This is a genomic window from Paraflavitalea soli (genome assembly GCF_003555545.1).
Taxonomy (GTDB): domain Bacteria; phylum Bacteroidota; class Bacteroidia; order Chitinophagales; family Chitinophagaceae; genus Paraflavitalea; species Paraflavitalea soli.
Genome location: NZ_CP032157.1, coordinates 5767757 through 5793704, shown reverse-complemented (window position 1 = coordinate 5793704; position 25948 = coordinate 5767757). Strand labels below are relative to the sequence as shown.

Annotated in this window: 23 protein-coding genes; 7 read left to right on the top strand and 16 right to left on the bottom strand. The window is 45.7% G+C overall.

The window, feature by feature from the left end; translation table 11 throughout:
• Positions 1-5: 5 nt before the first annotated feature.
• The gene (locus D3H65_RS21925; protein ID WP_119052370.1) at positions 6-1493 is read right to left on the bottom strand and encodes a PH domain-containing protein; all 1488 of its coding nucleotides are present in this window, start codon (positions 1491-1493) and stop codon (positions 6-8) included.
• On the bottom strand, positions 1471-2001 hold the full coding sequence (locus tag D3H65_RS21920) for a PH domain-containing protein (RefSeq protein WP_119052369.1): 531 nt from the start codon (positions 1999-2001) through the stop codon (positions 1471-1473). Before D3H65_RS21920 ends, D3H65_RS21925 begins: the two co-directional genes overlap by 23 nt.
• Positions 2002-2164: 163 nt before the next feature.
• On the opposite strand from D3H65_RS21920, the gene lysS reads away from it, so the two are divergent.
• Positions 2165-3682 carry a lysine--tRNA ligase gene (gene lysS / locus D3H65_RS21915; RefSeq protein ID WP_119052368.1) on the top strand — a complete coding sequence of 506 codons (1518 nt, stop codon included), beginning with the start codon at positions 2165-2167 and terminating at the stop codon, positions 3680-3682.
• Here lysS and D3H65_RS21910 read toward each other — a convergent pair.
• From D3H65_RS21910 to D3H65_RS21890, 5 genes are all read right to left on the bottom strand, one after another.
• Positions 3679-4500: an SDR family oxidoreductase gene (locus D3H65_RS21910; protein WP_119052367.1), complete on the bottom strand. Its 822-nt coding sequence runs from the start codon at positions 4498-4500 to the stop codon at positions 3679-3681. The two genes, lysS and D3H65_RS21910, sit on opposite strands and share 4 nt — an antisense overlap.
• An 830-nt stretch (positions 4501-5330) precedes the next feature.
• Positions 5331-6641 carry a TolC family protein gene (locus D3H65_RS21905; RefSeq protein WP_162915765.1) on the bottom strand — a complete coding sequence of 437 codons (1311 nt, stop codon included), beginning with the start codon at positions 6639-6641 and terminating at the stop codon, positions 5331-5333.
• A 46-nt stretch (positions 6642-6687) separates the two neighbouring features.
• Positions 6688-8274, bottom strand: coding sequence for a DHA2 family efflux MFS transporter permease subunit (locus D3H65_RS21900; RefSeq protein ID WP_119052365.1), 1587 nt, complete (start codon positions 8272-8274; stop codon positions 6688-6690).
• A 159-nt stretch (positions 8275-8433) separates the two neighbouring features.
• Positions 8434-9489: an HlyD family secretion protein gene (locus tag D3H65_RS21895; protein ID WP_119052364.1), complete on the bottom strand. Its 1056-nt coding sequence runs from the start codon at positions 9487-9489 to the stop codon at positions 8434-8436.
• Positions 9490-9508: 19 nt separating this feature from the next.
• Positions 9509-10141, bottom strand: a complete 633-nt coding sequence (locus D3H65_RS21890; protein ID WP_119052363.1) for a TetR/AcrR family transcriptional regulator — start codon at positions 10139-10141, stop codon at positions 9509-9511.
• 255 nt (positions 10142-10396) lie between these two features.
• Between D3H65_RS21890 and D3H65_RS21885 the strand changes: the two genes are divergently transcribed.
• Both D3H65_RS21885 and D3H65_RS21880 read left to right on the top strand, forming a co-directional pair.
• Complete coding sequence (locus tag D3H65_RS21885; protein ID WP_119052362.1) at positions 10397-12040, top strand: hypothetical protein; 1644 nt, start codon at positions 10397-10399, stop codon at positions 12038-12040.
• Between the two features lie 284 nt (positions 12041-12324).
• Entirely contained in the window at positions 12325-12891 is a 567-nt protein-coding gene (locus tag D3H65_RS21880) for a porin family protein (RefSeq protein ID WP_119052361.1), read from the top strand.
• 117 nt (positions 12892-13008) lie between these two features.
• Here D3H65_RS21880 and D3H65_RS21875 read toward each other — a convergent pair whose 3' ends face one another.
• From D3H65_RS21875 to D3H65_RS21830, 9 genes are all read right to left on the bottom strand, one after another.
• Positions 13009-15450 carry a TonB-dependent receptor gene (locus D3H65_RS21875; RefSeq protein ID WP_119052360.1) on the bottom strand — a complete coding sequence of 814 codons (2442 nt, stop codon included), beginning with the start codon at positions 15448-15450 and terminating at the stop codon, positions 13009-13011.
• 85 nt (positions 15451-15535) lie between these two features.
• The gene (locus tag D3H65_RS21870) at positions 15536-15763 is read right to left on the bottom strand and encodes a hypothetical protein (protein ID WP_119052359.1); all 228 of its coding nucleotides are present in this window, start codon (positions 15761-15763) and stop codon (positions 15536-15538) included.
• Between the two features lie 97 nt (positions 15764-15860).
• Complete coding sequence (locus D3H65_RS21865; protein WP_119052358.1) at positions 15861-17171, bottom strand: DUF4097 family beta strand repeat-containing protein; 1311 nt, start codon at positions 17169-17171, stop codon at positions 15861-15863.
• Positions 17172-17187: 16 nt separating this feature from the next.
• On the bottom strand, positions 17188-17940 hold the full coding sequence (locus D3H65_RS21860) for a hypothetical protein (protein ID WP_119052357.1): 753 nt from the start codon (positions 17938-17940) through the stop codon (positions 17188-17190).
• Positions 17933-18451, bottom strand: coding sequence for an RNA polymerase sigma factor (locus D3H65_RS21855; protein WP_162915764.1), 519 nt, complete (start codon positions 18449-18451; stop codon positions 17933-17935). Before D3H65_RS21855 ends, D3H65_RS21860 begins: the two co-directional genes overlap by 8 nt.
• A 643-nt stretch (positions 18452-19094) precedes the next feature.
• Positions 19095-19673 (bottom strand): LPS export ABC transporter periplasmic protein LptC, encoded by a 579-nt coding sequence (gene lptC, locus D3H65_RS21845; protein ID WP_119052354.1) that lies wholly within the window; start codon positions 19671-19673, stop codon positions 19095-19097.
• Positions 19674-19676: 3 nt separating this feature from the next.
• A complete protein-coding gene (locus tag D3H65_RS21840) occupies positions 19677-20855 on the bottom strand; it encodes a hypothetical protein (RefSeq protein ID WP_162915763.1) in 1179 nt (392 codons plus the stop codon).
• 115 nt (positions 20856-20970) lie between these two features.
• The gene (locus D3H65_RS21835; protein ID WP_119052352.1) at positions 20971-21702 is read right to left on the bottom strand and encodes a type III pantothenate kinase; all 732 of its coding nucleotides are present in this window, start codon (positions 21700-21702) and stop codon (positions 20971-20973) included.
• A 70-nt stretch (positions 21703-21772) separates the two neighbouring features.
• Entirely contained in the window at positions 21773-22423 is a 651-nt protein-coding gene (locus tag D3H65_RS21830) for an LON peptidase substrate-binding domain-containing protein (protein WP_119052351.1), read from the bottom strand.
• A 91-nt stretch (positions 22424-22514) separates the two neighbouring features.
• On the opposite strand from D3H65_RS21830, the gene D3H65_RS21825 reads away from it, so the two are divergent.
• The 4 genes from D3H65_RS21825 (at position 22515) to D3H65_RS21810 (ending at position 25934) form a co-directional block, all read left to right on the top strand.
• Positions 22515-23279, top strand: a complete 765-nt coding sequence (locus D3H65_RS21825; RefSeq protein WP_119052350.1) for a glycosyltransferase family 2 protein — start codon at positions 22515-22517, stop codon at positions 23277-23279.
• A 69-nt stretch (positions 23280-23348) separates the two neighbouring features.
• Complete coding sequence (locus tag D3H65_RS21820) at positions 23349-24290, top strand: glycosyltransferase family protein (protein ID WP_119052349.1); 942 nt, start codon at positions 23349-23351, stop codon at positions 24288-24290.
• 3 nt (positions 24291-24293) lie between these two features.
• Positions 24294-25214 carry a methylmalonyl Co-A mutase-associated GTPase MeaB gene (gene meaB / locus D3H65_RS21815; RefSeq protein ID WP_119054600.1) on the top strand — a complete coding sequence of 307 codons (921 nt, stop codon included), beginning with the start codon at positions 24294-24296 and terminating at the stop codon, positions 25212-25214.
• A gap of 93 nt (positions 25215-25307) precedes the next feature.
• Positions 25308-25934: a hypothetical protein gene (locus D3H65_RS21810; protein ID WP_119052348.1), complete on the top strand. Its 627-nt coding sequence runs from the start codon at positions 25308-25310 to the stop codon at positions 25932-25934.
• Positions 25935-25948: the final 14 nt, after the last annotated feature.

Here is a 25948-nt window from a genome sequence, read left to right as displayed (position 1 = left end):
TACTTTTACATCCAGGCTCTCTCTTCGCGTTCCACCTCATACAAAGTATAATCCTGTATTTGCTGCGCCAACTTCAGTGGTACATATGGTATGGTGATGGTGCCGCCTGCTGTTGATAAATGCAGGGTGGCTAAAGCCTTGCTTCTTTGATAAATGGATTGTTGCAAAAAGACCTGCTGCATCTTATACCAGCGTACAATTTGTGTTTTTCTACCCCAGGTACCACTGTTTACCTGCAATGCATCGGGTGCTACATATAATCGGAAATTGCGCCGGAAAACAAATGCATGCAAGGCAACGATGGGTATCCATAATAAAATGAGGAAGTACCAGGGATCCCAGTTGATGAGTAATAGTATAATTAAGATTAATAATACTGGCAGTATACCCCTCAACAATGTGCGCCGGGTGGTATAGGAAGGATGGATCCCATAATCGGCCAGGGCCGAAGGCTGTACCATACCATGATAATGTGCTAACAGTTTGTCAATATAAGCCGGTTGTGTAAGGGGTACTTTAACCCGTTTTTTCTTATTGCTTTGGTCATCGCTCATGACCTGGTGAAACTCCATATTGAACAAACCGATCTTGCGGCGTATCCAATTGGCATCCCAGGATATGTATTGAATTTTATTGAAGGGTACCAGGTTTTGACTGGTGTTGATCAATCCTGTTTTTATTCTAAATCCCTGGGAAGTTTCGGTAAGCTGGAAGTCGAAATAGTTTAACAGAATTCGCATCATAGAAACGAACATGGAAATCAACAGCACAAAACCTATTACCAACGATACAGATACGACTGATATGCCTACCTCTGATGAAGAATCTTTTACCAGCCTGATTACCCTGTCGCCGAAAACTTCTTCCAGATTCTGGAGCATGGATATGCTGAAAGCAAACACGATAAAGAAGGCCTGTATATGATTGGCAGATAGCCCCAGTTTGAGGAGATCATTGACGGATAACCGCATAACAGGTATATCCCTTATAGGAGAAGGGATAGCTGCTTCTTCAGTCATATGCCGTTTTTCGCGGAGCAGGAATTCTTTTAACTGTTCGGCCTTGGGTACTTCAATAGCGTCAATAACAGCTTCCGTTTTTTCAGAGCCGGCGGTATCAATTTTTACTTTGGCCACATTGGCCACCTGGTGCAGGAGGTTTTGCTCAATGTGTACGGCCTGTATTTTCTGCAGGGGGATAGTAATGGTTTTCTTACTGATCAATCCCTTGCGGATGATCAGCTCGTCATTGGCGATAAAGAAGCGGAAATAAAAATACCCAACCAGGGAACGCACCAGAATAATAACCGGCAGTGCCATGAGGGTGAGCTCAAAAGTATCTATGCCTTTCTTGTTCTTTTTGACCAACAATACGAGTAGAATGGGCCACAGGGTTTTTACAATGGTAACGGTAGCTTTGGCTAATATGATCACCAAACCTGCCTTTGCCTGTCTTTGTGGAATGCTCCAGCTATTCTCCTGTAACTGGCTCATCGGCTATCTTTTTGGTGATCCATTCTTTTAAAGTCCAGGCAGTGGTCTCCTGCAGGCCCCGTATACGCAGATCGGCCTCATTGGAGCCGGCGGTATACAATACCAGGCTGGCCAGGCCAAACCTTTTTTCCAGGGGGCCGATGGTAACTGCACTATGCTGAATGCGGTTGAAAGGACAGGTATGGGTGCTTTGAATGATCCATCCGCTGCGATAAATAACATCCTTTTCGCGGATGGCATAGGCCCTGGTGGAGAATGATTTTCCCTGCAGCCAATACCAGGCGGCTGTTATCAGTAGCCAACCACCAATTAGTAAAACAATCCACTTTACCTGGTGCAGGGGTTTGATAAAATACAGCAGGATGGCTACCAGTATTCCCAGCAGGATACTCAGGATGAGCCATTCCCATCGTAAAACCTTGAGATAGGAGGGCTCTATGGGTGTAAGGGCTACATTTTCCACCCGGGGAAGGTTTTCAATATGTACCTGGTCGTTCATCCATTCCATGTGCTAAAAATAATGCTTAATGTTTATTGTTGGCGGGCAGGCAAAGGAACCTATTGTAAAGCCCTGGTGCAATAATACCGGCAACTTCTCTGAAATACTTATTTTTGCAACCGTTTTACCGGCGAGGTATCCGCATTGGTAGCTAAAATTTCAAATTTATTACATGCATTTATCAGAACAGGAGATTATCCGGAGAGAGAAACTGAAGGAATTGGCGCAATTGGGTATTGAACCATACCCGGCCCCCTTATACCCTGTTAACAATACAGCTGCCAATATCAAAGCCCTTTACAAGGGTGAAGAGAACAAGGCTGATTTTGCCAATGTATGCCTGGCAGGGCGTATCATGGGTGTACGGGATATGGGAAAAGCCAATTTTGCCCAATTACAGGACAGTACGGGTAAAATTCAACTGTATATCAAGCGTGATGAAATAGCTCCCGGCGAAGACAAGTCGCTCTATGATAAAGTATGGAAACACCTGACTGATATCGGTGATATTATCGGGGTAAAAGGATATGTGTTTACCACCAAAACAGGTGAAACTTCGGTCCATGTGCTGGAACTTACGCTGCTCACCAAATCATTGAAACCATTGCCGGTGGTGAAAGAAAAGGAAGGGGAAACATTTGATGCAGTAACTGATCCTGAATTCCGTTACCGTCAGCGTTATGCCGACCTGATCGTGAATCCGGATGTGAAAGATACTTTTCTGAAGCGTACCAAATTGATCAATACGATCCGTGAATACCTGAATGCGCAGGGGGCATTGGAGGTGGATACACCCGTATTACAATCCATTCCAGGAGGTGCCATAGCCCGGCCTTTTATTACGCACCACAATGCGCTGGACGTGCCTTTTTATCTCCGTATTGCCAATGAACTGTACCTAAAGCGCCTGATAGTAGGTGGTTTTGATTGGGTATATGAATTCAGCCGCAATTTCCGCAATGAAGGCATGGATCGTACACATAACCCTGAATTTACTGTGCTGGAATGGTATACTGCCTACAAAGACTACTATTGGATGATGGAGATCACGGAGCAGTTGGTGGAAAAGATAGCCATCGCTCTCCATGGTACCACGCTTGTGAAGGTAGGCGATAAGGAAATCGATTTTAAAGCACCCTTTAAGCGTGTAACTATCTATGATGCCATTAAAGATCATACCGGCATAGATGTAAGTGAAATGGATGAGGCTGCTTTAAGGGAGGCCTGTAAGTCATTGGGTATTTATCCCGAGGCCAGTATGGGTAAAGGCAAGCTGGTAGACGCCATATTTGGAGAAAAGTGCGAAGGCAATTACATACAACCCACCTTTATCATTGATTACCCGGTTGAAATGAGCCCGCTGACCAAAAAGCACCGCAGCAAACCAGGACTGGTAGAGCGTTTTGAGCTGATGGTTAATGGCAAGGAGATCGCCAATGCCTATAGTGAGTTGAATGATCCTCTTGACCAGCGTGCACGCTTTGAGGACCAGGTTAAATTGATGGAACGTGGTGATGATGAAGCCATGTACATCGATTACGACTTCCTGCGTGCGTTGGAGTATGGCATGCCACCTACGGCTGGTATTGGCATTGGTATTGACCGCCTGTGTATGCTCATGACAAACCAGCCCAGTATACAGGACGTGCTGCTGTTTCCGCAGATGCGCCCGGAAGTGTTGAATGACTAAATAAACAGGTCCATCATTAATTTCTGATCGGGGTTTACAGCGTAATGGGTAAAGTCTGTAATGCCCTGTTCTTTTAATATTTCCTCGTCAATAAAGAAGTTGCCTGTACACTCAAAAGAGGGCCTTTGCAGGATATGGAAGGCAGCATCTGCCACTATATCGGGGGTACGGCTACGCTGCATCAGGAAATCACCTCCCAGGAGGTTTTTAACGGCTGCTGTAGCGATGGTAGTTCTGGGCCACAATGCATTGACGCCAATGCGGTGGGGACGCATTTCTTCGGCCAGCCCCAATACGATCATACTCATTCCATATTTACTCATGGTGTAGGCCAGGTGCTTGGCAAACCAGGCGGGGTCCATATTCAAGGGGGGAGAGAGGTTCAGAATGTGTGGGTTATGAGCTTTTTTGAGGTGAGGAATGGCTGCCTGACTCATGAAAAAGGTGCCTCTCACATTAATGCCATGCATCAGGTCCCAGCGCTTAGGCTCTGTATGTTCGGTAGGGGATAAATTGATGGCGCTGGCATTGTTGATGAGGATGTCGATGCCCCCAAAAGTATCTACAGTGGTCTTTACAATATGTTGAATGCTCTCTTCAAAACGGATATCTCCCTGTAGGGGAAGTACCTTTCCAGGGCCTGCTTTGGCTATCTCTTCGGCTGCTGTATAGATGGTTCCTTCCAGTTTGGGGTTGGGTTCTACGGTCTTCCCAACGATCACTGTATTGGCTCCTTCTTTCGCCAGGCGTAAAGCAATCGCTTTCCCGATACCGCGGCTTCCGCCGGTAATTAGCACTGTTTTATTTTCAAACGACATATGACAAGCGATTTAAAGATGTACGACTTTTTATTACAACTATAAATATAACGGGTTTATTATAGCTTTAAAAATATAGGGTGGTTGTACTAACGAAGTGGACGGTAATTTTACGATACTTGCGGTATTTAACGAAATTTTACAACGCAGCAATTATCCTATTGCACCTTAATGAGTTAGTCTCTATGTTTGTACTGTTGATTGATTGATACAAGGACGCCAATATCCAGAAAACCGAATCCAATATCCAAGCCAAATCCTTTGAAAAAGAACCAGTCTGACCTACGGGAAAGACGTCCTAAAATCCAAAAACCGAAGAACAGCCAAGGTCCTGCATCATTCAATGAACAACGTTAAAATCCAAAATCCAAGTTATCCAAGATCCTACGAAAGAAGTAAAATTTGTACCTATTGATGACCCAGTTTTGTTGGTAAGGTTTCGTACAAAAGTTTTTGAACAGTCCTGAAGTTTCTTCAGGGCTGTTTCTTTTTTAGGGTATTCCTGCCTGGCAGCAGGGGCAAGGAGGAGACCACGATAAATACCGCATCAGGTCAATAAAAAACGGCCACACTCTATGGGGTGCGGCCGTCCTCACTCAAAACCATGATCTGCAAAAGAAAACAGACCTATAGAAACGAACGTATTTTTCATGTAAATAGTTTTCCTAATATCAAAATGCATAATAAAAAATTAATAATTATTCTCTTGTGGAATTATTGGGTGCTCATACCTCCACAATACTCATAATAAAAACGGCCACGCCGAAGCGTAGCCGTCACCTTTAAAACATGGTCCCCTCTCAGTAAGGACCAAACTATTCAACATTTCATTAAAATATCTTAGAGCCTACTACTTTATGGCTTTCCAGTTTATCCAGTTGCGCCTGATATTGTAGCTGAACGAGCTGTAGGTTGGCATTTTCTACATTGGTTTGAGCATCCAGCAACTCCACATTGGTGATCAGGCCCTCTTTAAAACGAACCTGGGCCAGTTTATAGGCCCGCTGGGCCTGGGTGACCAATACATTGGTGTTGCTTAACTTTTCCTGAATACCCTTGTAATCCTGCTGTACGGTAGCCAGATCTTTCTGGATATTCGATTCGAGGGTTTGCAGAGACCTTTTGGCAGACTCAATTTGTACCTGGGTTAATTTTTGGCGCAGCTTGGGCCGGTCTGAGGACAAAATTGGGATAGCGATACCTACACCCACCAGGCCGTTTAACCGGAACTGGTCAATATCGGGTTGAATACCATTGCGCACACCGCCGCTGGCAGTACCTGTGATATTGGGTCTGGAGCTAATAGAGGCTTCTTTTTTATCGTATTCGTAAACAGCTATCTGTTTTTCGATCATTTTGGCGTCGGAATTGGTGGTTTTCCAGTTGCCGGGTTCCAATACCAGGTAGAGGGCATCTTCGCGGTAAGTTTCGGCGCCGCTGGCTGCAATTTTTCCTTTGGTATCAACACCGGCGAGCCATTGCATCAGCACATATTGCTTTTCTAACTGGGTTTGCAGGTCATTGAGGCGGTTGGTGGCATTGGCGGTGCGCACCTGGGTAGTAAGGAGGTCGTATTCCAGGGCATCTCCATTTTTGATCTTGGCCTGGATGAGCCGTTCATTTTCTTTCAGTGAACTGATCTGATCCTGCTGTACCTGTATGCTTTTTTGAAGGAACTGGATATTGTAATAGATCTGGGCTACCTGGTAAGCTATTGCATTCCTGGTATTGTCTACACCTTCCTGGTTCAATGCTCTCTGGGCTTCATTCCTGTCGAGCTGCATTTTTGTTTTGCCGAAGTCATAGATCAACTGTTTCACCGTGACGGCCCCATTGTAGTTATTATAAGGCTGAAAAGCCAGGGAGGTTTTGCCAGCTGGTGTTTCAAAGGCTACTTTAGGAGAAGGAGCTATAAATTGGTAGCCGATATCGGCGCTTACGGTAGGCAAATAACCTGATCTGATAATTTCTCCCTTCACATCATCTGCTTTGAGTTGTTCTTCCAGTTCTTTAATACGGGGATAATTGGTGACCGCAGATTGTATCAATCCTTTTAACTGGTCATCTTTTATGGGAGATTCCTGGGCTACGGCTGATTGTACCAGCAGGAGTAACAGGGCTCCTTTTATTAAACTTTTCATACTTGCTATGTTTGTTCGCTTCATCATGATTGTTACTTCTTAAAGGTTAATGGGCGGCCTCCATGGCTTCTTTCACTGCTTTGGTATCGACAACGGGCTTCTTTTTGACCCGGAGGAATACTACCAGGGGCAGTACGATGAGGAAGAAAATACCAATGAGCCGGAAGGTGTCGAGGTAGGCGAGGTAATAGGCCTGTTTGTCAACCGCCAGGTCAATTATTTTATGGGCTTTGGCGGTGGCGGAGGTGATATCGCTACCGGTTTGGGCTATCATGTTGTTGGATATGGCAGTTACCCGCTCAGTAAAAGCGGGGGCGCCATCGTAGGTGTTGGCTACCATATCATTCCTGTGCTGGGCATAGCGTTGGCTGATAAAGTTATTGGCCATGGCGATACCGAATGCACCACCGATCTGCCGGATCATGTTGTTGAGGGAGATACCTGCTGCATAATCTTTGGGAGGCAAACCTGCTACGGCCTGGTTGATCAATGGCAACTGAGACATAGAGATACCGAAGGCCCGGATGAGCAAGGGAATAAAAAATGCCCAACGGCCTACATCGGGGCTTACGCCTGCGCTGGTCCAACAGTAAATGGCAAATAAGATAAATCCAACTACTATGAAGGGAATGGGGGAGACGCCTTTACTCATCATACGGCCGATGATGGGCATCATGACCACGCCGGCCAGGGTAGGCGGTAACAGGGATAAGCCTGTTTCGAGGGCTGAATAACCCAGTACGCGCTGTGCCAGCACGGGATAAACGAATACGGAAGTAAAGAGACCTAAACCAGCCACAAAAGTAAAAACGATCGTAAATGCATAACTACGTTTTTTCATTACGCGCAGGTTCACTACTGGCGTAGGTGTCTTTAACTCCCATACAATAAACCCAATAACGCCTATCGCTGCCAATACCGTACTTACGCGGATAGCGTTGCTGCTAAACCAATCTTCGGATTCTCCTCTTTCGAGTACAAATTGTAAACAACCAATGCCTACCATCAGCAACGCTATGCCCATATAGTCTACAGACATCTTCGCCTTATTCTTACCTTCTCCTTCCTTTTTGTCAATAAATACCATGGCCAGGATGGTGGCTAAAATACCCACTGGCAGGTTTACGAGGAACATCCAGGGCCATGAAAAATGTTCTATAAGGTAACCACCCACAGTAGGCCCGAGGGTGGGGCCTAATATCAATCCCATTCCAAAGAGGCCGGCTGCCATGGGCCGGTCTTCGGGTTTAAAGGCATCAAAGAGGATGGCCTGTGAGGTAGAAAGCAGGGCGCCTCCACCGATACCTTGTATAAACCGCCATATGATCAATTCTACCAGGCTTGTTGACTGGCCGCACATATAGGAAGCGAAGGTGAAAATGATCATGGATACGATGTAGTAATTCTTACGACCGAAATATTCAGCAAGCCAGCCGGTCATGGGGATGATGATCACATTGGCGATGGCGTAGGCGGTGATGACCCAGCTTACATCTTCAATGTTGACGCCCAGGCTACCGGCCATTTCACTCAACCCCACGTTTACAATAGAGGTGTCTATCAGCTCCATAACGGCGGCCGTTACGGTGGTGAGTACTATTATGAATTTGGCAAATCCTTTTGGACTGGACATACTTGTTTTGTTATTCGTGAAACGACAGTGAGCTACCGTGAATCGCCAGTCGGCAATCGGCAATTTTTGAAATGAACAATCCCGTTACGGCATTCTTTGCTTAAAGAACACCGGGCTTCTTCACTTTTGACGAAGACCGTTTTGTGCTATTGTTACTTATTAATTCAGCGGAACGCTTACAAACACGCTAAGCCCTGCTCTCAGTACTTCCTTGTATTGGGTCATATCGCTGATTGCAATCTTCACGGGTACGCGTTGTGTAACTTTTACGAAATTACCACTGGCATTGTCTGGCGGCAGTAAAGCAAACCGTGCTCCGGTAGCATCGCTGAGGCTTTCCACTGATCCTTTTATTTTCAGATCGGGATAGGCATCTACTTCAATATCTACCGGCATACCGGGATGTAAGCGTGTGATCTGGTTTTCTTTAAAGTTGGCCACTATCCAGTAAGTGGTATCATTTACAATGGTAAACAATGGAGCGCCTGCCTGTACATATTGTCCTTCAGAAATATTCTTCTTACCAATTTTACCTGCCTGGGGCGCATAGATCTTTGTATAGGACAATTTCAGTTTCTGCTGATCGATCTGTGCTTTCCTTACTTCAATGGTAGCAGCTGCTTTTTGCACTGCGGCCTGCAATACGCTGATACGGCTTTCAGCACTGGCCAGGTCGTTGTGGCTATTGTCAAGCTCTTTGGACAATGTTTCGTAATCGTACCGGGCATCATCGAGTTGTTTTTGGGTAACAGCCGATTCTGCAAACAGGTTCTTATTGCGGGTGAAATCCTTTTGGGCTTTCTCGAGCTTTACTTTGTTAATGTCAATGTCTCCTCTGTTGACGCGGAGTGAAACGAGGGCATTGTTGAGGGCTGCTTTGGCATTGCTAAGATCGGCCTGTGCTGCCTGGTAATCGGCTTGCAATTGAAGCAACTGGCTTTGAAGTTCAGCATCATCGAGCTCTACGAGTAACTGACCTGTCTTTACGGAGTCATAATCTTTTACGGCAATGCTCTTTACATAGCCTGGTACGCGTGGCAATACGGGGATGAGTTGTGTTTCTACCTGTGCATTGTCGGTACTTTCATGACGCAATGCAAAACTGATCTTTGTATAGCCGTAATAACCGACTACCAGTAATACAATTGCTATAATAACGAGTCGTAAGGGGGATTTTTTCTTTTTGGGTGTTGGGCTGTTTGGTTGATTTTCCATGACTATAAAACTGTTTTTATTATTTACCTATAAGGTGCGCCTGAAGCAATTCTCTGAGGTGTGTCTTTAACCTTTGGGTTATTTTTTCCTGGTATTCTTTTTCGTCTGTGGTGTCGATCCGTAGCAGTACGCAATAAACATTTTTGGAATTGATGACCTGTGTAATGGTACCCATCATGGTGGCGAGGGTCATTTCAACATCGATCTTCCTGAATACTCCCTTGCGCTGGCCTTCGGCTATGATCTTCTTAATACGTTCCAGGTTCTGCATTTTGATACTGGTGATCAGCTCCTTGATCTCGCTCGAACGGGCGGTATTGTACTCCTGGCTCATGATGCTGTGAAAGCGCCTGTTGTTGATAATGCGTTCTACGTAAAAATCAATAATCCATTCTATCTTTTCCCAGGGGCTTTGCAACTGGTCATTGCTCTTTTCTTCCAGCAGGGATACGGTATAACTAAACCGGTATTCGATCAATTCCTTCAACAAATTCTCCTTTGATCCAAAATAGTAGGAGATCATGGCGAGGTTTACGCCAGCCAAATGGGCAATGTCCCGAACAGATGTACCATCAAATCCTTTTCCCGCAAACAACTCTTCCGCTACCAGCAGGATATGCTCCCGCTTATCTGTTTTTTCTGTTGTACTCATTTGGCAATGCTTGTTTATTCCAACACAAAACTAAACAAACGTTTAAATTAAACAATCGTTTAACTGAGTTTCTTTGTTATTAATTTGTTATCCGGGCCATTTGTGATCGTGTGATTAGCCTTATAAAGTATTATTAATCAATTTTATGTAACACTTTTTTAAAAGTGTCATCTTCCCTTTTTAGTTGAACCGGGCACTTGCACAAATTAGATAAACGGCCTATTTTGGCGATTATTTACCTAAAATCTGTATTCTATGAAGTGGAGCTACACCCTGCTCTTCGTTGTTTTGTGTTTGTTTATTTCCTCTATTTCCTACTCTCAAACGGTTCAGTATCCCGAATTTTCTGTCTCTTTTTACCGATATGCACAGGACCAGCGGTACAGTGACCATAAGAGTATCATGTATTTGCCTGACCTGGATGCCAGCCTGGCAAACAGTTTGTTTCCCATGAAGGCGAGCAGAAACCCTATCAAAAAGGGAAAAGAGAACGATGGGGGACAGGCGACGAATGTTGACTCATTCCGGATGAGCATTGCGCGGGAGTTGGTAAAGGCGGGCCTGGTATCACCGCCGGATTCGGTGCCAGATCTGGCTTATGTGATCATTGTAAACAGTTTTTCTTCTTCTCTTATTAATGCCGGCAGTTTTGGAAACAATACATATAGTTTGAGTGGTAAGGCGCGGGTAGCTGTTGTGAACGGCAAGAAAGAAGTATATACCTTGAAGGATATTGATATTTCGGAGCAGATGCAACAGGATGTGGGCAAGCTGATCAAGAACTCGTTTACGGAAGACCTGGCAAACCAGCAGGCGAACATGAATTATACCTTACTGTTCCGGGTTATTCAACGGCTGGCAACGCGGGCTGAGGATACTTATATGAATTCCTTCAAAACGCGGACCATTACACTGCCCAGTGTATACCGTGCACAAAAGAAATATCCGGAACTGGTGTTCTTTGATTCCTTGAACAGTCGCCTGGTGGCTGATCTGAATAAGAAATCGGTAACTGACTATGGAGCATGGATCAAGCCATATGAAACGGAGATAACGGGCTTCATTGGCAAGGAGTTTCCCAAGGGATATGATCCAAAGGATATTAAGGTGGCAGGTAATTATACATTGGCCTTCCTTTATTACCTGGCCTATGATACGGTGAAGTTGAGGCAATCATTGGATTTCCTGTATGAGAATGGCACTAAGTTTTTAGGAACGAGATTGGAGTATAGTGACCGTAAGCCATTTCAGGTGGAAGCCAATGCTTACTATGCGAGCCTTGGTGCCCCCAAGATAAGACCTGACTCTACATCGGGAGATATTACATCTGTATTTGGTGGAACAGAGAAGAGCAATGACGGATGGCTGGTATTGGAAAAAGGAGATACGCTGCGCGGGAAACATATCATTCGCAAGTACAATGGTACGATGATCGACCTGGATGGCAGCAACAAAATAATCTTTGAGTATACGAATGAAAAGGGGAAGACGGTGCGGAAGAATTTCAAGTTTGGAGATGTGAAGACACTTTGTTTTAACCAGCGGGTATTTGAAAGTCACAAGTTCAAGCCGAATATGGCGCAGGCCGGTGCTTTGAATATGGACCTGCTGAGGGCCCGTGACTATATGCTGGAGGTGATCTATACGAGTGGAAAGATCAAAGTGTATAAAGATACTTATGGGGAAGAGCCAACGAATGCTGTGTTGTTTGCCCGGCCGGGAGAAAGTGAATTGGCCAACCAGGGTAAGGACTGGAATAAGAAAAAGGATGAGATGATGAAGGAGTATTTTAAAGATTGCCCCACAGTAATAGCAACACTTGATAAGACAGGGTATGATCTGAAGAGTGAGAAAGGGTATGTGAAGCTGGCGGATGATTATAGTACTGCCTGTAAATAAGTATTTATATTATAGATAGACTGCAACGTAGTATCTACTTTATTGTAAGCCGGCTCTGTTAAGAGCCGGTTTTTTTGTTAATGATGTACTTATATACATAAAAGATGTGTTTGTATACATAATTGCACATATTCTATTCCACAATTCTACTTGTTATTATATAAATAAATTTCCCCGAGTAGCATTAACATAGTTTTTATTTCACTGGTAACCATAATGCTGTATACATATTTTGGATAATGGCATAAGCTTTGAATAAACCCCAGTGAACAAAATCAATCATTATGAAAAAGATTGTATTTCTGGCGGTGATCGCTTGCTGCTCTGCAAGTGTTTTACAAGCACAATTAAAGCCCGGTATTAAAGGTGGTCTGAATGTAACGGATGTATCTAACTTTAATGGAGATAACCGTATAAGCGGCCACGTAGGTCTCTTCTTACACCATACTATTAATTCAAATTGGTGCATACAACCGGAGGTGCTCTATTCCGGACAAGGACAAAAATACAATGCGCCTGATGGAGAACGTACATTAGCGCTGAGCTATATACAGGTGCCTGTGATGGTACAGTACTATCCCATCCGGCAGTTGTATTTTGAAGCCGGTCCACAAGTAGCTTTTCTTACCTCTGCCAAATCAAAGGGTGAAGGAGATAAGAGCGATGTAGAAGTGGACAATGCCTATCGTAAAGCAGACTTTGCCTTGAATGTAGGTGTAGGTGTGGCAGCTACTCACCAGCTTGGTTTTTATGCCCGCTATAGTGCAGGATTGAGTGACATTTCTAAAAACAACAATGTCACCAATAGGAACAGAGTTGGTCAGCTGGGTATGTATGTAAGGTTTCACTAAAGCAGCTGAAATTGGATGAACATTATTAACTATTAACAGGAAGGCCGGGTAGAAACCCGGCCTTGCTAAAACCTATCCGGTGTGAGATACCGGAAAAACGGCTATGAGAAAAACGACTTAGTTGTTATTGGCCTTTAGATCATCATTGTTGACGCCCCGTTTGCGGGATACATTCTCGGTGAGCTTGCCAAAGTTCCAGCGCAAGCCAATACTGGCAGATCTGCCGGGCCTGTAGTTCCAGGAAGTGGTTTGGAAGTTTTTATCGCTTAAGTAGCTTTTCCATTCCAGGTCCTTTTGGAAAATATTGTTGATATTGATGGTGAAAGTGAATTTATCTTTCAGGAATTTGAGGTTACCCCCGAAACTGTACCAATAGTTCAATCCATAATATCCCTGTAATTGAGCGGGCGCCTTGCCCATGTTGGTATTCATGAAAGTGCTTATCTTTTTGGTAATGTCTATATTGGTGCTCAGGCTGCCCCAGCCGCCCAGGCCATGGTTCTTTTGGGCAGGATTGAGCCGGTTCTTCACAAAGTCGTAGCGTAATCCAAGGTTGCTGTTTATTCTCCATTTGGGTGTAATGCTGATGGTGAGGTTGCCGCTGAGACCGGTAGAGGAGTAACTTCCAATATTGTCCATGGTATAGGAGGTAACGCCTGTTTGATCATTGAAGAAGGAATAGCGGGCAATCTGGGTATTGCTGAAATTCTCTGATACCTTGATGTTGATGTTGGTTTTGCCTTTGAGAATAGTAAGGCCGAACTCGAAAGAGTGGTATAGTTCGGGATTGAGCCGGGGGTTGCCAAAATTGAGGTTGAGGGAATCGGTATTGTTCACGAACGGATTGAGGTCCCAGATATAAGGCCGGGAGAGGCGCTTGGTATAGGACAGGGACAAGGTATAAATATTGGCAAACTTACGTGATACAAAGAAAGAAGGCATGAAGGTGAAATAGTCCTGCTCTACGGTGGTGTTGGATTTTACAAAATCACCATCGATGACGGTACGTTCTACGCGGGCACCGATGCGGAAGCTCAATTTTTTGAGGGTGAAACGTAAGGTGGCGTAGGAGCCATATACCAATTGGCGATAATTGAAGTTGTCGGAGTTGGTGCTATCGATAATGTATTTTGTATCGGGAGAATACCGGAGCTGACTTTCATATATGGCGGATGCATTGCGGGTAATGAGCTTAAGGCCGGTTTCCAGTTTCATTTTATTTTTGAAAGGATGCACGTAATCAAGCTGGAAAGTGCTTTGGCGATTGGTGGACTTGTTGTCATTGATCACTGCTCGGTTTCCGGCAGGACTGTACTGATCGCTTTTCATGAAGTTTTTATCCTTACTAAAATCATGGAACATTTTGAAGGTGAGTTCCTGCTCGGCATTGCGTCGGAACTTGTGAATGAAATCGGTGCCCCAGTTCCAGGCGGGATATCGGAAGTTGAAATCGTCGTAGAAGAGGGTGCGGGTGGTGTCTTCTTTATTGGCTGCAATAAGATCAAAGTAACGCTGGTTTCTATTCTTTGAGTTTCCGCTATTGATGGCCACATAAGAGCTGAGGGTATTTAAGCTGTCTATATCCAGGCTTAGTTCCATATTGCCGTAGTTATAGAAATTATTGTTTCTACGTTCGCCGACGGAGATACGTTTGTAAAATGCTACGGGGTTATAAGATTCGGTCTCGGAAGCGTTCCTGGTTTTGAACCCATCAACCCTGTTGAGGCCATAGTATCCGCTGAAACCCAACTTACCATACTTAAAACTGGCATTGGCATTGATGCTGGTATTGCCCATCGTGTTTTGGAATACACCTATATTGCCATTGTAGCCCATCACTTTTTTCTTAGTGATGATATTGATGATGCCTCCCACGCCTTCGCCATCGTATTTGGCGGATGGAGTGGTAATAACTTCTATGCTTTTGATGAGATTGGCGGGGAATGACTGGAGTGCTTCTTTTACATTTTTAGTGAACATAGCTGTTTCCTTGCCATTGAGCAATACTTTGAAATTGCTTTGGCCGTTGAGCTGTACATTGCCGTCTCCATCTACGGAGAGGAAGGGTGTTTTACGTAATACATCGGTGGCCATTTGGCCGGCATTGGAGGGATCGGCTTCGGCATTGTACACGAGCTTGTCTTCTGAATGTTCAATGAGGGGGCGACGAGCGGATACTGTAACGGCGGCGAGGCTTTGGCTGGAAGCAGCTAATTGAAGTGCCGGAATTTCCAGTATGGCTGTATCACCGGTAACCGTAATTGGCAAAGAGGATCTTTCCACAAAGCCACTGTTGGAAGCAAAGATGATGTAATGGCCGGTATCTACTTTGGTAAATTCGAAGCGGCCTTTGTTGTCGGTAAAGGTGTTACGGAGGGGCTTTTGCTGGTCGTTGATGCGGTACAATCCAACAGTGGCAAAAGGTAAGGTTTTGGCTTGTGCACTGTCCTGTACTGTTCCTTTGATGGTAGCTTGCTTTTGTGCCCCTGCATGGCTGGAAAGGGCTGCAAAAAGCAGGCACAGGGATATCCTGTACAAAGCGTACTTTGTAAAATTCATGGCTATACTTTTGAGTTTTGTTGGCGGTATATGTCGGAGCAGATCCTTTATGAAGACAATGCCAGGCTTTGTAGCTTGTGTTGTTTTATATAGCTAAATTATATAGAGAGGCAGCAGTTATCGGGTAATTTTGATCAATTGGCATATTTGCTTGACGAAAGCCCCCGTTGAGTTCTTTGGATCTATCTTTTTCCCCTTTCTCTGTTGAAGTTGTGGTGTTGGCCTCTTTCCTATGGATGGCCGCTTTTAAGATAAAGAGGCTGAAAGCAAGGCATAACAAGGGCCAGTAAAAAGTATTTTTTGTAAAATTCATGGCTATACTTTTAAAGGGCGGGGGTAAAAAGGGAAGCGGTTGTTAGCCGCTCCCTGTTGGCTATATTCTAATTATGGGGCAAATAAACTTGCGTGTGCTACTTGAAATCGACGGTGCAGGAGTGGCAGGTAAGCTCTATACGGGTGTGTTTTCCTTTGGTATCGCCTACTGCGCTGGTAAAATGACGGGGAGCTACCTCGCCTACGCCTGATGCTCCTCCTTTTCTATAGTTTTGGGCATATCCGGTTACTACTACGTCCTTTAATTTAGCGTCTCCATCACCCTCTTTCTTTTCTTCTTTCTTCTCTTCTTCTTTTACCACTTCTTTCTGGAAGGGTGCAAATACAGTAGAGTAGTTTCCGATGAAGTCTACATAGTAGTTCTTCAGGTTCTTAACAGGCAGGCGTACATCGCCATACTTGTTGTTGATCTTGATGAGTGTTACATCGGGGCCAATGTTGCGGAATTTGATGTCTACGTTATTGCCTTCGAGGTCGAAGCTGTTGTTGAGCTGGTCGATCTTGAAGCTGCCATATACTTTGCGACCGTCTACTTTGTCGATGGCATCGATGGTATAATTATCGGCCTGGCTGCGTACATAGAGGTAGTTGCCTTTTTCATACTCGATGGTAGAGGATTTTGAATCCATATCCAGGTCGTTGATATTTTGTGCGCGGAAGGTACCGTTGGTAAATTCTACTTCGGCTTTGTCGATATTGCCCAGGTTGGCGTTGCAATAGGTGCCGGTTAGTTTGAGGTCTTTGATATCCTGTGCATCGAGGGCGCCGTTGTTTATCTCGAGCTTGGCCTCGTCGACGTTCATGCCGATGACCACATCACCATATTTGTTTTCAATGTCGAGCTTGCAACCGGCAGGGATCATGACGTTCATGATACGTACAGCTACTACACCTATTCCTATTTTTGAAGAAAGGGCTTTTACGGTTACATCGTTCAGTGATCTGGCCTGGCCGTCAATGTAGACAGAGTTGGGTGCTGTCTTGTATTTGATATTACCTTGTTCATGGATCGTAACAAAACCCTGACCGGTAGTACGTAAATTCTTCGAATAAGCGCCAGATGTAGTGCTGGTAAGAATGTCTACCCGGTTGCTGAAGGGTTTAATATTCACCCCGAGGTCTTCAAACCAGTCTGCGTCGGTCCTGGTTTTTCTTGCGAGAGAAGTGTCGTAGACCAGTTCCATGGTTACTTTCACCTTATTTTGATCCCAGCTTTTGATGGCCACTTTGCGGGATGAGGTGACGATGCGAATAAGAGAGCCTTTTTGTGAAGGAACTTCCTGGGTGATCTCTTTGGTAAGTGTTTGTTGGGCCTGGGTAGTGGTGGCGCCTGCAGCGAATAGGGTTCCTGCCAGCAGGAGGGCCGGAAATAGTTTCTTGTTATTCATGCTTGTGTTTTGTTTTTTACAGTTTTAAATATGCGGGGTTGGTTCTTTGAATGTCGGGATGTTGTTTAGCGCGTACATTCATTTTATTGATCTCTGACTGCAGCTCTTTCAGGAGCCACAATTTTTGCTGGTAGAGCTGTATGAGTTTGTCAACGATATTGCTGTTCATCCCATACAGGCGTACGTCCTGTTTTACTTTTTTCTCATCGCGTTCCAGGTCGAGCCACTGTTTTTTGAATACATGGAAGTAGCCGGGACTTTCGGTATAGATGGGCGTTTTTTCCAGTTTTTGTTGCTGGTAGCTGATAATGGTGGCATAATTATCTTCTACAGCCTGCAAGGGCGATTTGGGTAACTTATTGGGCGTTGTTTTTTCTTTTTTAGCCAACCTGCGTGCGGGCGTTGTTTTTTCCCTGATCAACTTAGGGCTGGGCAGTTCAACGACAGGTTCTTCAACGACCGCTGTGGATGGCGTACCAACAGATGAGTCTGTCGGGCTATCTGACTCCGGGCTGATGGCTGGTTTTTTTGTTTTGTTTTCAGCCAACTGGGGCGCATCGGGTTTTGCGGGGCGCTGCAGCTGGTAGATCAGTATGGAAACTGCCACCAGGATTGCGGCGGCAGCCATCCATTTTACCATCATCGGAATAACCGACTTGTTGACCACCCGGGTTTCCCGCTGGATATGTTTCCATACCTGCGGGCGTGGTGGCTTCTCTGCATCGAGCTCATCACGGTGATCAAAGAGGTATTTTTTAAATTCATCCATGACGTACCAATTGTTTTAGTAACCTTTCTTTTAATAATTGCCGGGCCCGGTGATACTGACTTTTTGATGTCGATAAGGTTATTTCGAGGGCGTCGGCAATTTGCTGGTGCGAATAATTTTCGATGACATACAGGTTGAACACTTCCCGGCAGCCGCCTGGCAGGGCTTTGATCTCCTGGTGGATCTGTTCGAAGCTGATGCCCTGGAGCCAGTTGTCGGTTTCGGCATTGGGAAAGTTCATGAACTCTTCCTCTACGGGCTGCCAGCGGACCACTTTTTTTACATGGCGTATACATTCAGTCACGATGATCCGGCGGAGCCAGGGTTCAAACAGGTGCTGCTCCCGGAGCTGGTGCAAACTGTTGAATGCAGTGATGAAAGATTCCTGTAAAATATCTTCCGCATCGGGGCGATTACCGGTCATCCGGACACAGATACTGAACATCTTTTGTGCGAACTGTTCATAGAGCATGCTCCGGGCTTCATCATCGCCCAGGGTTGCCTTTCTCACTATCGCCGTTAGTATGTGTGCTATTTTTTCCAATGCCGTTCTGATAATAAGAGGAAAGGGATGTAAAAAGGTTGGAAAGGTGAGGGAAATATTTTTTTCAGGCACAAGGTACGAAGGTGGGGAGTCCGGAAGACGGGAAGCCGGAAAGACCGAAAGACAAAATAGCCGGGAGTTGATGGTTGGGAGGAGGGTTTCGGATTTGGAGTTTCAGGTTTGGGGTTGCTGCCGCGACTTAGGATTTGCTTACTTAGAAGGGGTGGCTGTTTGGGCTGGGGTTGGGGTGTCTGATGGCTACGGGGAGTAAGGCTGGTACCTGTCTGAGGCGGGTCTGGTAAGGAGGTGAGTAGGAGGAGGGTCTCGATGAAGTCCCGATAAGGTCTCGATAAGGTCTCGATAAGGTCCCGATAAGGGGTGCCGGGATTGGCTGGCAAACCAGTGTTGTGAAGAGGAGGAAATACCACTATTGGGGTGCTATATGACCGCGTTTGCCAGGGAGGTCAGAGAAAGAGCTGCCATTAAAGGCACAAAAAGCCCGCCAAAAGCGGGGTTTTGTAAGCTGGAAAAGGTGAATATTTTGTGTCTATGAAAGTTCCAGGAAGAAGGCATATGGAGAAGCCCGAAAGCCCAAAAGAAAGGATCATCCTTATTGCATAAAGGTAGAGTCGGAGGTAAGGAAACGTCCGGAGGCCTGGTAGAATTCTTTCCAGGTAAGGTTTTGGGCGGCCCTTAATCCCTGTGCGGCGTGCAGGGTTTGGGTGCGTTGGTGAATACGGGCGGGAGCGGTGGTATAAAATTCCTGTTTGTTCTGGTCCCACCACAGTTCTGACGTGCGCAGAGTATCACCATTGATCATGCTGATCACTACTACGCTATCGCGGAGCAATACTTTGCGGTCGAATTCAAAATATTTGGCATAACGGGCATCGAGGATGCTTTCTATGCGGGAGGTGGTGTCGTAGAAATCGACATGCAGGGACCTGGGGAACTCCATGTAGGCAGAGTCGGCTGTACGGCGCAGCATGTAAGGAGAAGTGAGTTTGGCCTTTACGATTCCTTTTTCGCTCAGGAAGCTTTCTATCTGTGTGGCTTCTTCGAGCAGGATCTTTTTTGAAAAAAGGTTATCTACTTCACGCTGGTCATTTTCACAGGCGATCAGCACAAAAAAGCAGCTCAGGAGAAGAGCTGCTATTCTGAGTAAATATGTTGTAGAATGCCTTTGCATGGATTAATCGTACTTGTACTTCTGGAACCAAATATCGCTTAAAGATAAGCCAATACCTACACGGAAAAAGCTTTCGCGTACGAGGCTTTTGTTGTCACCACGGCGGCCAAATTCAAATACGGTATTGATAACAGAAAACTGGTTGGTATAGGCCGGTTTGCGCATGGGGAAACCGATACCTGCTGAAAGGGTCCAGGTGGGAAGATCGCCGTCGACCTTGATATAATCCTGACCAAACTGGAAGCCAGCCCGGTAGCTTACAAAATTCCAGTAGCTTTTACCGCCGGAGGGGGTAAGCTGTGCGCCAATTTTCAATTGCCAACTATTCTGTACGGAGTCTTTATTGCCGAAAAACTGGTAATTGTTCCATTGTTGTTGTGCGTAATCTACTCCTATTTGCCATTTGCCCAGGCGGTCGAAGATTACACCAGCTCCAAAGGAGGCGGGATAGGTTACATCACCTGAAATATCCTTTTCTGTGTAAACGGAGTCAATTGTTTGCGGGGCGCCACTGTTGGAGTTGTATTCAAAGGTTTCGCGGATAATGTCACGATGGCCCTTGTATTTTGCTTCCAGGTTGCCGTAAGCACCGAAACGGAGCCAGTTCTTTTTATCGAGCCTGGCGGTGTATTGGATACCTGCATTGAGCATAGCGCCACCAAAGTTGGTTTTGGTTTCGTGGTTGGATTTGTAGTAATAGGCCAAGGTATCGAGGATGGCTTTGCGGGTGCTATAGTCTTTGGAACCAAATGTGTAGCCGATATTTACGCCCACGGTAAGGTCTCTTGTGATGGCTACGCCTGTTCCGATATGGGCCTCATAAGATCCGCCATTTCCTTCATATAACGTGCTGATATCGAAGGTGTCGCCTGGTGTTCCCAGGTACATGCGTTCTCCCTGTCCGATCTTATAATTGATGCGGGTAATGGGGCGCAGGCCCAGGTTCAGTCCCCAGCCGCCACCTTTTTTGAGGGGGAATGCGAGCTGGATATAAGAAATATTGGGGCTGTAAGAATTGTATTTGCGGGCCGGATTATTGGCCCTCAGGGTACGGCTGACCATTTCAACGCCCAGGTCGAGGGTGGTAGCCTGCAGGCGGCCATAGGAGGCCGGATTGATGAAATTGACGGTATTAAAGTCGTAGTAAGCAGCGGAGACGCCCCCCATACCGCGATTCAGCATATTTTGGCCGGGTACTACGTCCCCCAGTCCATAACGCGAGTAAGGAGAGTTTTCGGTTTGTGCCTGTGCAAAGGAGAGCCAACATAAGCAGACTATTCCTAACAGATTGATTTTCTTATACATTGTTGTGCTCACTAATGGCATAAAGGCCTTTATAGATTAAATTAGGGTCTGCAAATATCTTGTTTTTCAGATGATAGACAAAAAAGGGTGTATCACCCCCGGTTAAGAGGACGTTAAAGTTGTCGTATTTTTCGTCATAAAATTCTATCATTCCGTCGATTTCTTTAGCCATCCCAAGGATAACTCCACTTAATATGTTGGTTCGGGTGTCGTAGCCAATGAGGGATAGATTCCAGTCTTTTTTGACCAGGGGGAGCTTTGCAGTATAGTGGTGCAGGGACTTAAACCGCATTTCCATACCGGGTGAAATACCCCCTCCTATGAATTCATGGTATTTGTTGACGAAGTTATAGGTAATAGCGGTGCCCAGGCCTATCACCAGGTTATTTTTTCCGGGGAACAGGTGAACGGCGGCCACTACCATGGCGAGGCGGTCGGCCCCAATATCTTCCGGTTTTCCTACGGGGGTGGTAACGGGCAGGCGGGAATGATGGTCCAGCTTGTGGAAGCGGGTAGCTGCTGCCAACAGAGTTTCCATATCCGGATTGTGGCTGATGACGGAGGAAAGGATGGATTTTGCCGGTCGGTATTGCCGGATGAGGCCCTGGATGGTATCATCCTGATCATTTTCCAATACCAGCATTTCTTTGAGGGTGTCTCCTTCAAATACGGCGCATTTTAGCCTGGTATTGCCAAAGTCGAAGCAAAGCGTTGTTTGGGACATAGTACAAGAATACAGAATATAGAAGACAGAATACAGAATCTTTTGCGCTGATCATTTGCTGCCGATGGGGCTAGATATCCAGGTCGAGGTCGAAAGCAGACAGGTTGCGAAAGTGGCCATTGAGCTTTACTTTTTCCTTCAGCTGTTCCATTTCCATGAGCATGGGTAATACCTTTTGCAAGTGGCGCTTGATGTATTCCTGGCGTTGCAGTTCTTTCAACAGCCCCAGCAACTCATATTCTTCTTCGAGTGAAAGGCCGGCATGGTGGCCTACATCGTAGGATTGGAGGAGTTCCTCTGGTTTTTTGAAATCCTTGCTAACGTTGAGGAGGCGGTGTAACTCTTTGACGCCGGCGATCACTTTTTGCATGAGCTGGCGGTTGCCGGCATCTTCATCGTTTTCGGGGTAGTTGACGATGGCGCCGCTGTACAGTTTGTCGGGAACGGCCTTGATCACTTCCAGGGTGCGGAATACTTTCAATCCCTGGGTTTTTACATCCATTTCGCCATTGTCGTAGGTTTGAACGATGTCTGTAACCTGCACCAGGGTACCCATTTCCTGTAACTTGTTGTTGACTACTGTAGGTATTCCAAAGGGCTTTTTACTTTCGTAGCATTCATTGATCAGTTGTTTGTAGCGGGGTTCAAAAATATGCAGGTGCACTTTTTCACCGGGAAACACTACAATACCCAAAGGAAATATGGGAATGAAATTAGTCATGGTACAAAGTAACGAAATCGGATTGCGTTAAAAAAGCGCAATTCACACCGGCCTGAAATGCCTATTTTTACGCCTTTGTAAAAAGCCGCGCATGTCATTTTTATCTGTTGTGATCATTACGTTTAATGAGGAAAAAAACATAGGGCGGTGCCTGGAAAGTGTGCGTGGGCTGGCGGATGAGGTAGTGGTGGTGGATTCGCTGAGTGTTGATGGTACCAAGAAAATATGCGGTGAGTTTGGGGTACGTTTTATAGAGCAGGCTTTTTTGGGGTATATAGAGCAGAAAAATTTTGCGTTGGACCAGGCATCGCATGACATGGTTTTATCGCTGGATGCAGATGAGGCCGTAGATGATGTGTTGAAAGCAGCTATCATGCAGGTGAAGCGGGATGGTTTTGATGCGGATGGGTATGTTATGAACCGCTGTACCAATTATTGCGGGAAATGGATCAGGCACGGCACCTGGTATCCGGACCGGAAACTGCGGATATTTGATCGCCGCAAAGGCAGGTGGGGAGGGGTTAATCCGCATGACCGGATGGAAATGGCGGTGGGGGCGAAGGTGACGCGCCTGCCGGGTGATATTTTGCATTATTCTTATTATACTTTTTCTGAACATATTGCACAGCTCAATAAATTTACGAGCATACAGGCGCAGGCGATGTATGAACAAGGTAAAAAGACCTCACCGATCAAATTGCTGATCAGTCCTGTGGCAGCCTTTATTTCGGGTTATATTTTGAAACGTGGTTTCCTGGACGGGTTGGATGGATTGATGATTGCGCGTACTGTTTCTTATCAAACTTTTGCCAAGTATGCCAAGTTGCTGGAGTTGCAGCGAAAGAATAAAAAGTGACGGGTTTCCCACAGCAGCAGCCATGGCGGGCAGGGGGAGTTGTCAAATTTTCATAAATGTTATTATTCCATGACGATCAGCGGATTTAGTTTTGTACGCAACGCCACGAAGCTTTATTACCCGGTAAAGGAATCGATCCTGTCTATTTTACCGATCGTGGACGAGTTTGTAATAGCCCTTGGGAAAGGGGATGCTGATGACCAGACGCTTTCGGAGATCCAACAAATTAATTCTGATAAGATCAGGATCATACATACTGAGTGGGACCTGAATACCTATACGCATGCGAGTGTGTATGCGCAGCAAACGGATGTGGCAAAAAATGCCTGTAAGGGTGACTGGTTATTTTACCTGCAAAGTGATGAGGTGATCCATGAAAAGTATTTGCCGGTGATCAGGTCGCGGTGCGAGGAGTTGCTGGATGATAAAGAGGTGGAAGGGTTGGTGTTTAGGTACCGGCATTTCTGGGGTAGTTATTCACGGTATATTGTTTCACATGCCTTCTATCCTAAAGAAATACGTATTATACGTAATGATCCGGATATTCATTCCTGGAAGGATGCGCAATCGTTCCGCCGCATACCTAATTTTGATGGGAAGGATTATTTTCAGAAACAGCATACTTATAAATTGAAGTGTGCCGCGGTAGATGCTACAGTATATCATTATGGCTGGGTAAGGCCGCCACGCCTGATGCAGAAAAGAAGGCAATCTTTTGCGGCAGATATTCATGGGGAAGCAAAGGCGGGGCAGATATTTGAAAGTCAGTCGATCGATTTTGATTACGGGACGTTGGCGCGGGTGGCAGCATTCAAAGAAGCCCATCCTGCGGTGATGAAGGACTTTATTAAAAAGTTTGACTGGGCGGATCAGATAGGGGTTAAACCACCTGCTGGTATGGAGCAAAAACATGACCGGCTGAAGTACCGGCTATTGACAATAGTAGAGGAGTCATTGTTGGGAGGTACGCAGATCGGTGGATTTAAAAACTATTCGTTATTGAAAAGATAAATGATGGGCAGGCAGGCAAATATCAACTGGTCACAATTGTTGCAGGATATACAGCAACATGCTGTAAAGCAGATTGCCAGGGGTATTTCGCTGGTGGAAAATGAGGCGGCTGGTTATGAGCAATTGTTGTTATCGCTTCCTGCCAATCACGATACAAAGATCATTGGCATTACCGGCCCGCCGGGAGCGGGCAAGAGTACGTTGGTGGATGCACTGATCGGCGCGGTGAGTAAGGATGGAAAAAAAGTAGGGGTATTGTGTGTTGATCCTTCTTCTCCTTTCAACCTGGGGGCTTTATTGGGCGACAGGATACGCATGAGTGAATGGTACAATGATCCGAATGTGTTTATCCGGTCATTGGCCACACGTGGTTCTTTGGGTGGTCTTCACCCCAAGATCATAGAGATCACTGAGCTGATGAAGGCTGCTGCTTTTGATTATATCATTGTAGAAACGGTGGGGGTGGGCCAGAGTGAGATAGAGATTGCCGGACTGGCAGATGTAACGGTGGTGGTGATGGTGCCGGAGGCTGGCGATGAAGTGCAAACGATGAAAGCAGGGCTGATGGAAATAGCCGACATTTTTGTAGTGAATAAGGCCGACCGGCCGGCTGCTGATCAATTTGTAAGGAATCTGCGGCTGATGCTGGCACCTGCCTTCAATAATCACCAACGGGAAGTACCGGTGCTCAAAACGGTAGCTTTAGAAAAACAGGGCATTGCTGAATTGTATACTGCTATTAGCTCCTTATTGCAGGAAACACATGATGATACGAAACGAGCCTGGCTGTTGACGGAGCGGGCGTACCACCTGGTACAGCAAAAACGCATGAAGGATATCCGGAAAGATGTGTTGCAACAAAAGATACTGGAACAACTAAGGGATGACCGGTTTAACCTGTACCGGTTTGTAGAGGGGCTTTAATCATTTTCACCGCTTTAATTAATATGTTTACCGAAACGGTTTTACCGGGCCTATGGCAGTGGGTAGTTTGACCTATAAACTAAATTATAAGTCATGAAAAAATTGTTAACGGCAACTGTACTGATTGCCATTGTGATGCTGAGCGGCTGTCTCTCCGCCCTGCATCCGCTCTTTACTGAAGAGGACCTGGTATTTGACCCCAAACTGGTAGGCTCCTGGCAGGTAGGACCAGAGAATAAAGTGTATACCTTTCAACAGGGTACGGCCGAAAGTTTTAAAGAACTGCCGGAAGGAATGCAACAGATAGCGGCTAAAGCTTACCTGCTTACGGTTACGGACCCCAGGACGGGTGAAGAAACAGACAAATTTTATGCATTCCTGGCGCGCATCGGTAAACACCAGTACCTCGATTATTATCCCATGGAAACAAAAAGACAACAAAGTTATTCGGGCTTCTTCAAAAAGAACTTTGTGCCGATGCATAGCTTCTACCGCCTGCAGCCGGGTAAAGATCAGAACACGATCGTGATCGGGCAGTTTGCGGACAGCTACCTGCGTACACTGATCGATAAAAAGCAGATCAGGATCAGGCACGAGCTGAAACCAGATGGGTCTTATGTTATTACGGCTCCTACAGAAGAGTTGCAACAGTATGTACTCAAGTACGGTGATGTGGACGAGGCATACCAGGACAATGACACTTTTACAAGAATAAAATAACGCTATAAACTTTA

What these genes read in the sequence shown, in the direction of transcription:
- D3H65_RS21880 (WP_119052361.1), top strand. Translation starts at nt 12,325, where the DNA reads ATGAAAAAGATTGTATTTCTGGCGGTGATCGCTTGCTGCTCTGCAAGT.
- D3H65_RS21870 (WP_119052359.1), bottom strand. Translation starts at nt 15,763, where the DNA reads ATGAATTTTACAAAAAATACTTTTTACTGGCCCTTGTTATGCCTTGCT.
- D3H65_RS21900 (WP_119052365.1), bottom strand. Translation starts at nt 8,274, where the DNA reads ATGTCCAGTCCAAAAGGATTTGCCAAATTCATAATAGTACTCACCACC.
- D3H65_RS21820 (WP_119052349.1), top strand. Translation starts at nt 23,349, where the DNA reads ATGACGATCAGCGGATTTAGTTTTGTACGCAACGCCACGAAGCTTTAT.
- D3H65_RS21835 (WP_119052352.1), bottom strand. Translation starts at nt 21,702, where the DNA reads ATGTCCCAAACAACGCTTTGCTTCGACTTTGGCAATACCAGGCTAAAA.
- D3H65_RS21885 (WP_119052362.1), top strand. Translation starts at nt 10,397, where the DNA reads ATGAAGTGGAGCTACACCCTGCTCTTCGTTGTTTTGTGTTTGTTTATT.
- D3H65_RS21905 (WP_162915765.1), bottom strand. Translation starts at nt 6,641, where the DNA reads ATGAAAAGTTTAATAAAAGGAGCCCTGTTACTCCTGCTGGTACAATCA.
- D3H65_RS21895 (WP_119052364.1), bottom strand. Translation starts at nt 9,489, where the DNA reads ATGGAAAATCAACCAAACAGCCCAACACCCAAAAAGAAAAAATCCCCC.
- D3H65_RS21890 (WP_119052363.1), bottom strand. Translation starts at nt 10,141, where the DNA reads ATGAGTACAACAGAAAAAACAGATAAGCGGGAGCATATCCTGCTGGTA.
- D3H65_RS21865 (WP_119052358.1), bottom strand. Translation starts at nt 17,171, where the DNA reads ATGAATAACAAGAAACTATTTCCGGCCCTCCTGCTGGCAGGAACCCTA.
- D3H65_RS21920 (WP_119052369.1), bottom strand. Translation starts at nt 2,001, where the DNA reads ATGGAATGGATGAACGACCAGGTACATATTGAAAACCTTCCCCGGGTG.
- meaB (WP_119054600.1), top strand. Translation starts at nt 24,294, where the DNA reads ATGGGCAGGCAGGCAAATATCAACTGGTCACAATTGTTGCAGGATATA.
- D3H65_RS21825 (WP_119052350.1), top strand. Translation starts at nt 22,515, where the DNA reads ATGTCATTTTTATCTGTTGTGATCATTACGTTTAATGAGGAAAAAAAC.
- D3H65_RS21830 (WP_119052351.1), bottom strand. Translation starts at nt 22,423, where the DNA reads ATGACTAATTTCATTCCCATATTTCCTTTGGGTATTGTAGTGTTTCCC.
- D3H65_RS21840 (WP_162915763.1), bottom strand. Translation starts at nt 20,855, where the DNA reads ATGCTGAATCGCGGTATGGGGGGCGTCTCCGCTGCTTACTACGACTTT.
- D3H65_RS21875 (WP_119052360.1), bottom strand. Translation starts at nt 15,450, where the DNA reads ATGAATTTTACAAAGTACGCTTTGTACAGGATATCCCTGTGCCTGCTT.
- D3H65_RS21910 (WP_119052367.1), bottom strand. Translation starts at nt 4,500, where the DNA reads ATGTCGTTTGAAAATAAAACAGTGCTAATTACCGGCGGAAGCCGCGGT.
- lptC (WP_119052354.1), bottom strand. Translation starts at nt 19,673, where the DNA reads ATGCAAAGGCATTCTACAACATATTTACTCAGAATAGCAGCTCTTCTC.
- D3H65_RS21810 (WP_119052348.1), top strand. Translation starts at nt 25,308, where the DNA reads ATGAAAAAATTGTTAACGGCAACTGTACTGATTGCCATTGTGATGCTG.
- D3H65_RS21860 (WP_119052357.1), bottom strand. Translation starts at nt 17,940, where the DNA reads ATGGATGAATTTAAAAAATACCTCTTTGATCACCGTGATGAGCTCGAT.
- lysS (WP_119052368.1), top strand. Translation starts at nt 2,165, where the DNA reads ATGCATTTATCAGAACAGGAGATTATCCGGAGAGAGAAACTGAAGGAA.
- D3H65_RS21925 (WP_119052370.1), bottom strand. Translation starts at nt 1,493, where the DNA reads ATGAGCCAGTTACAGGAGAATAGCTGGAGCATTCCACAAAGACAGGCA.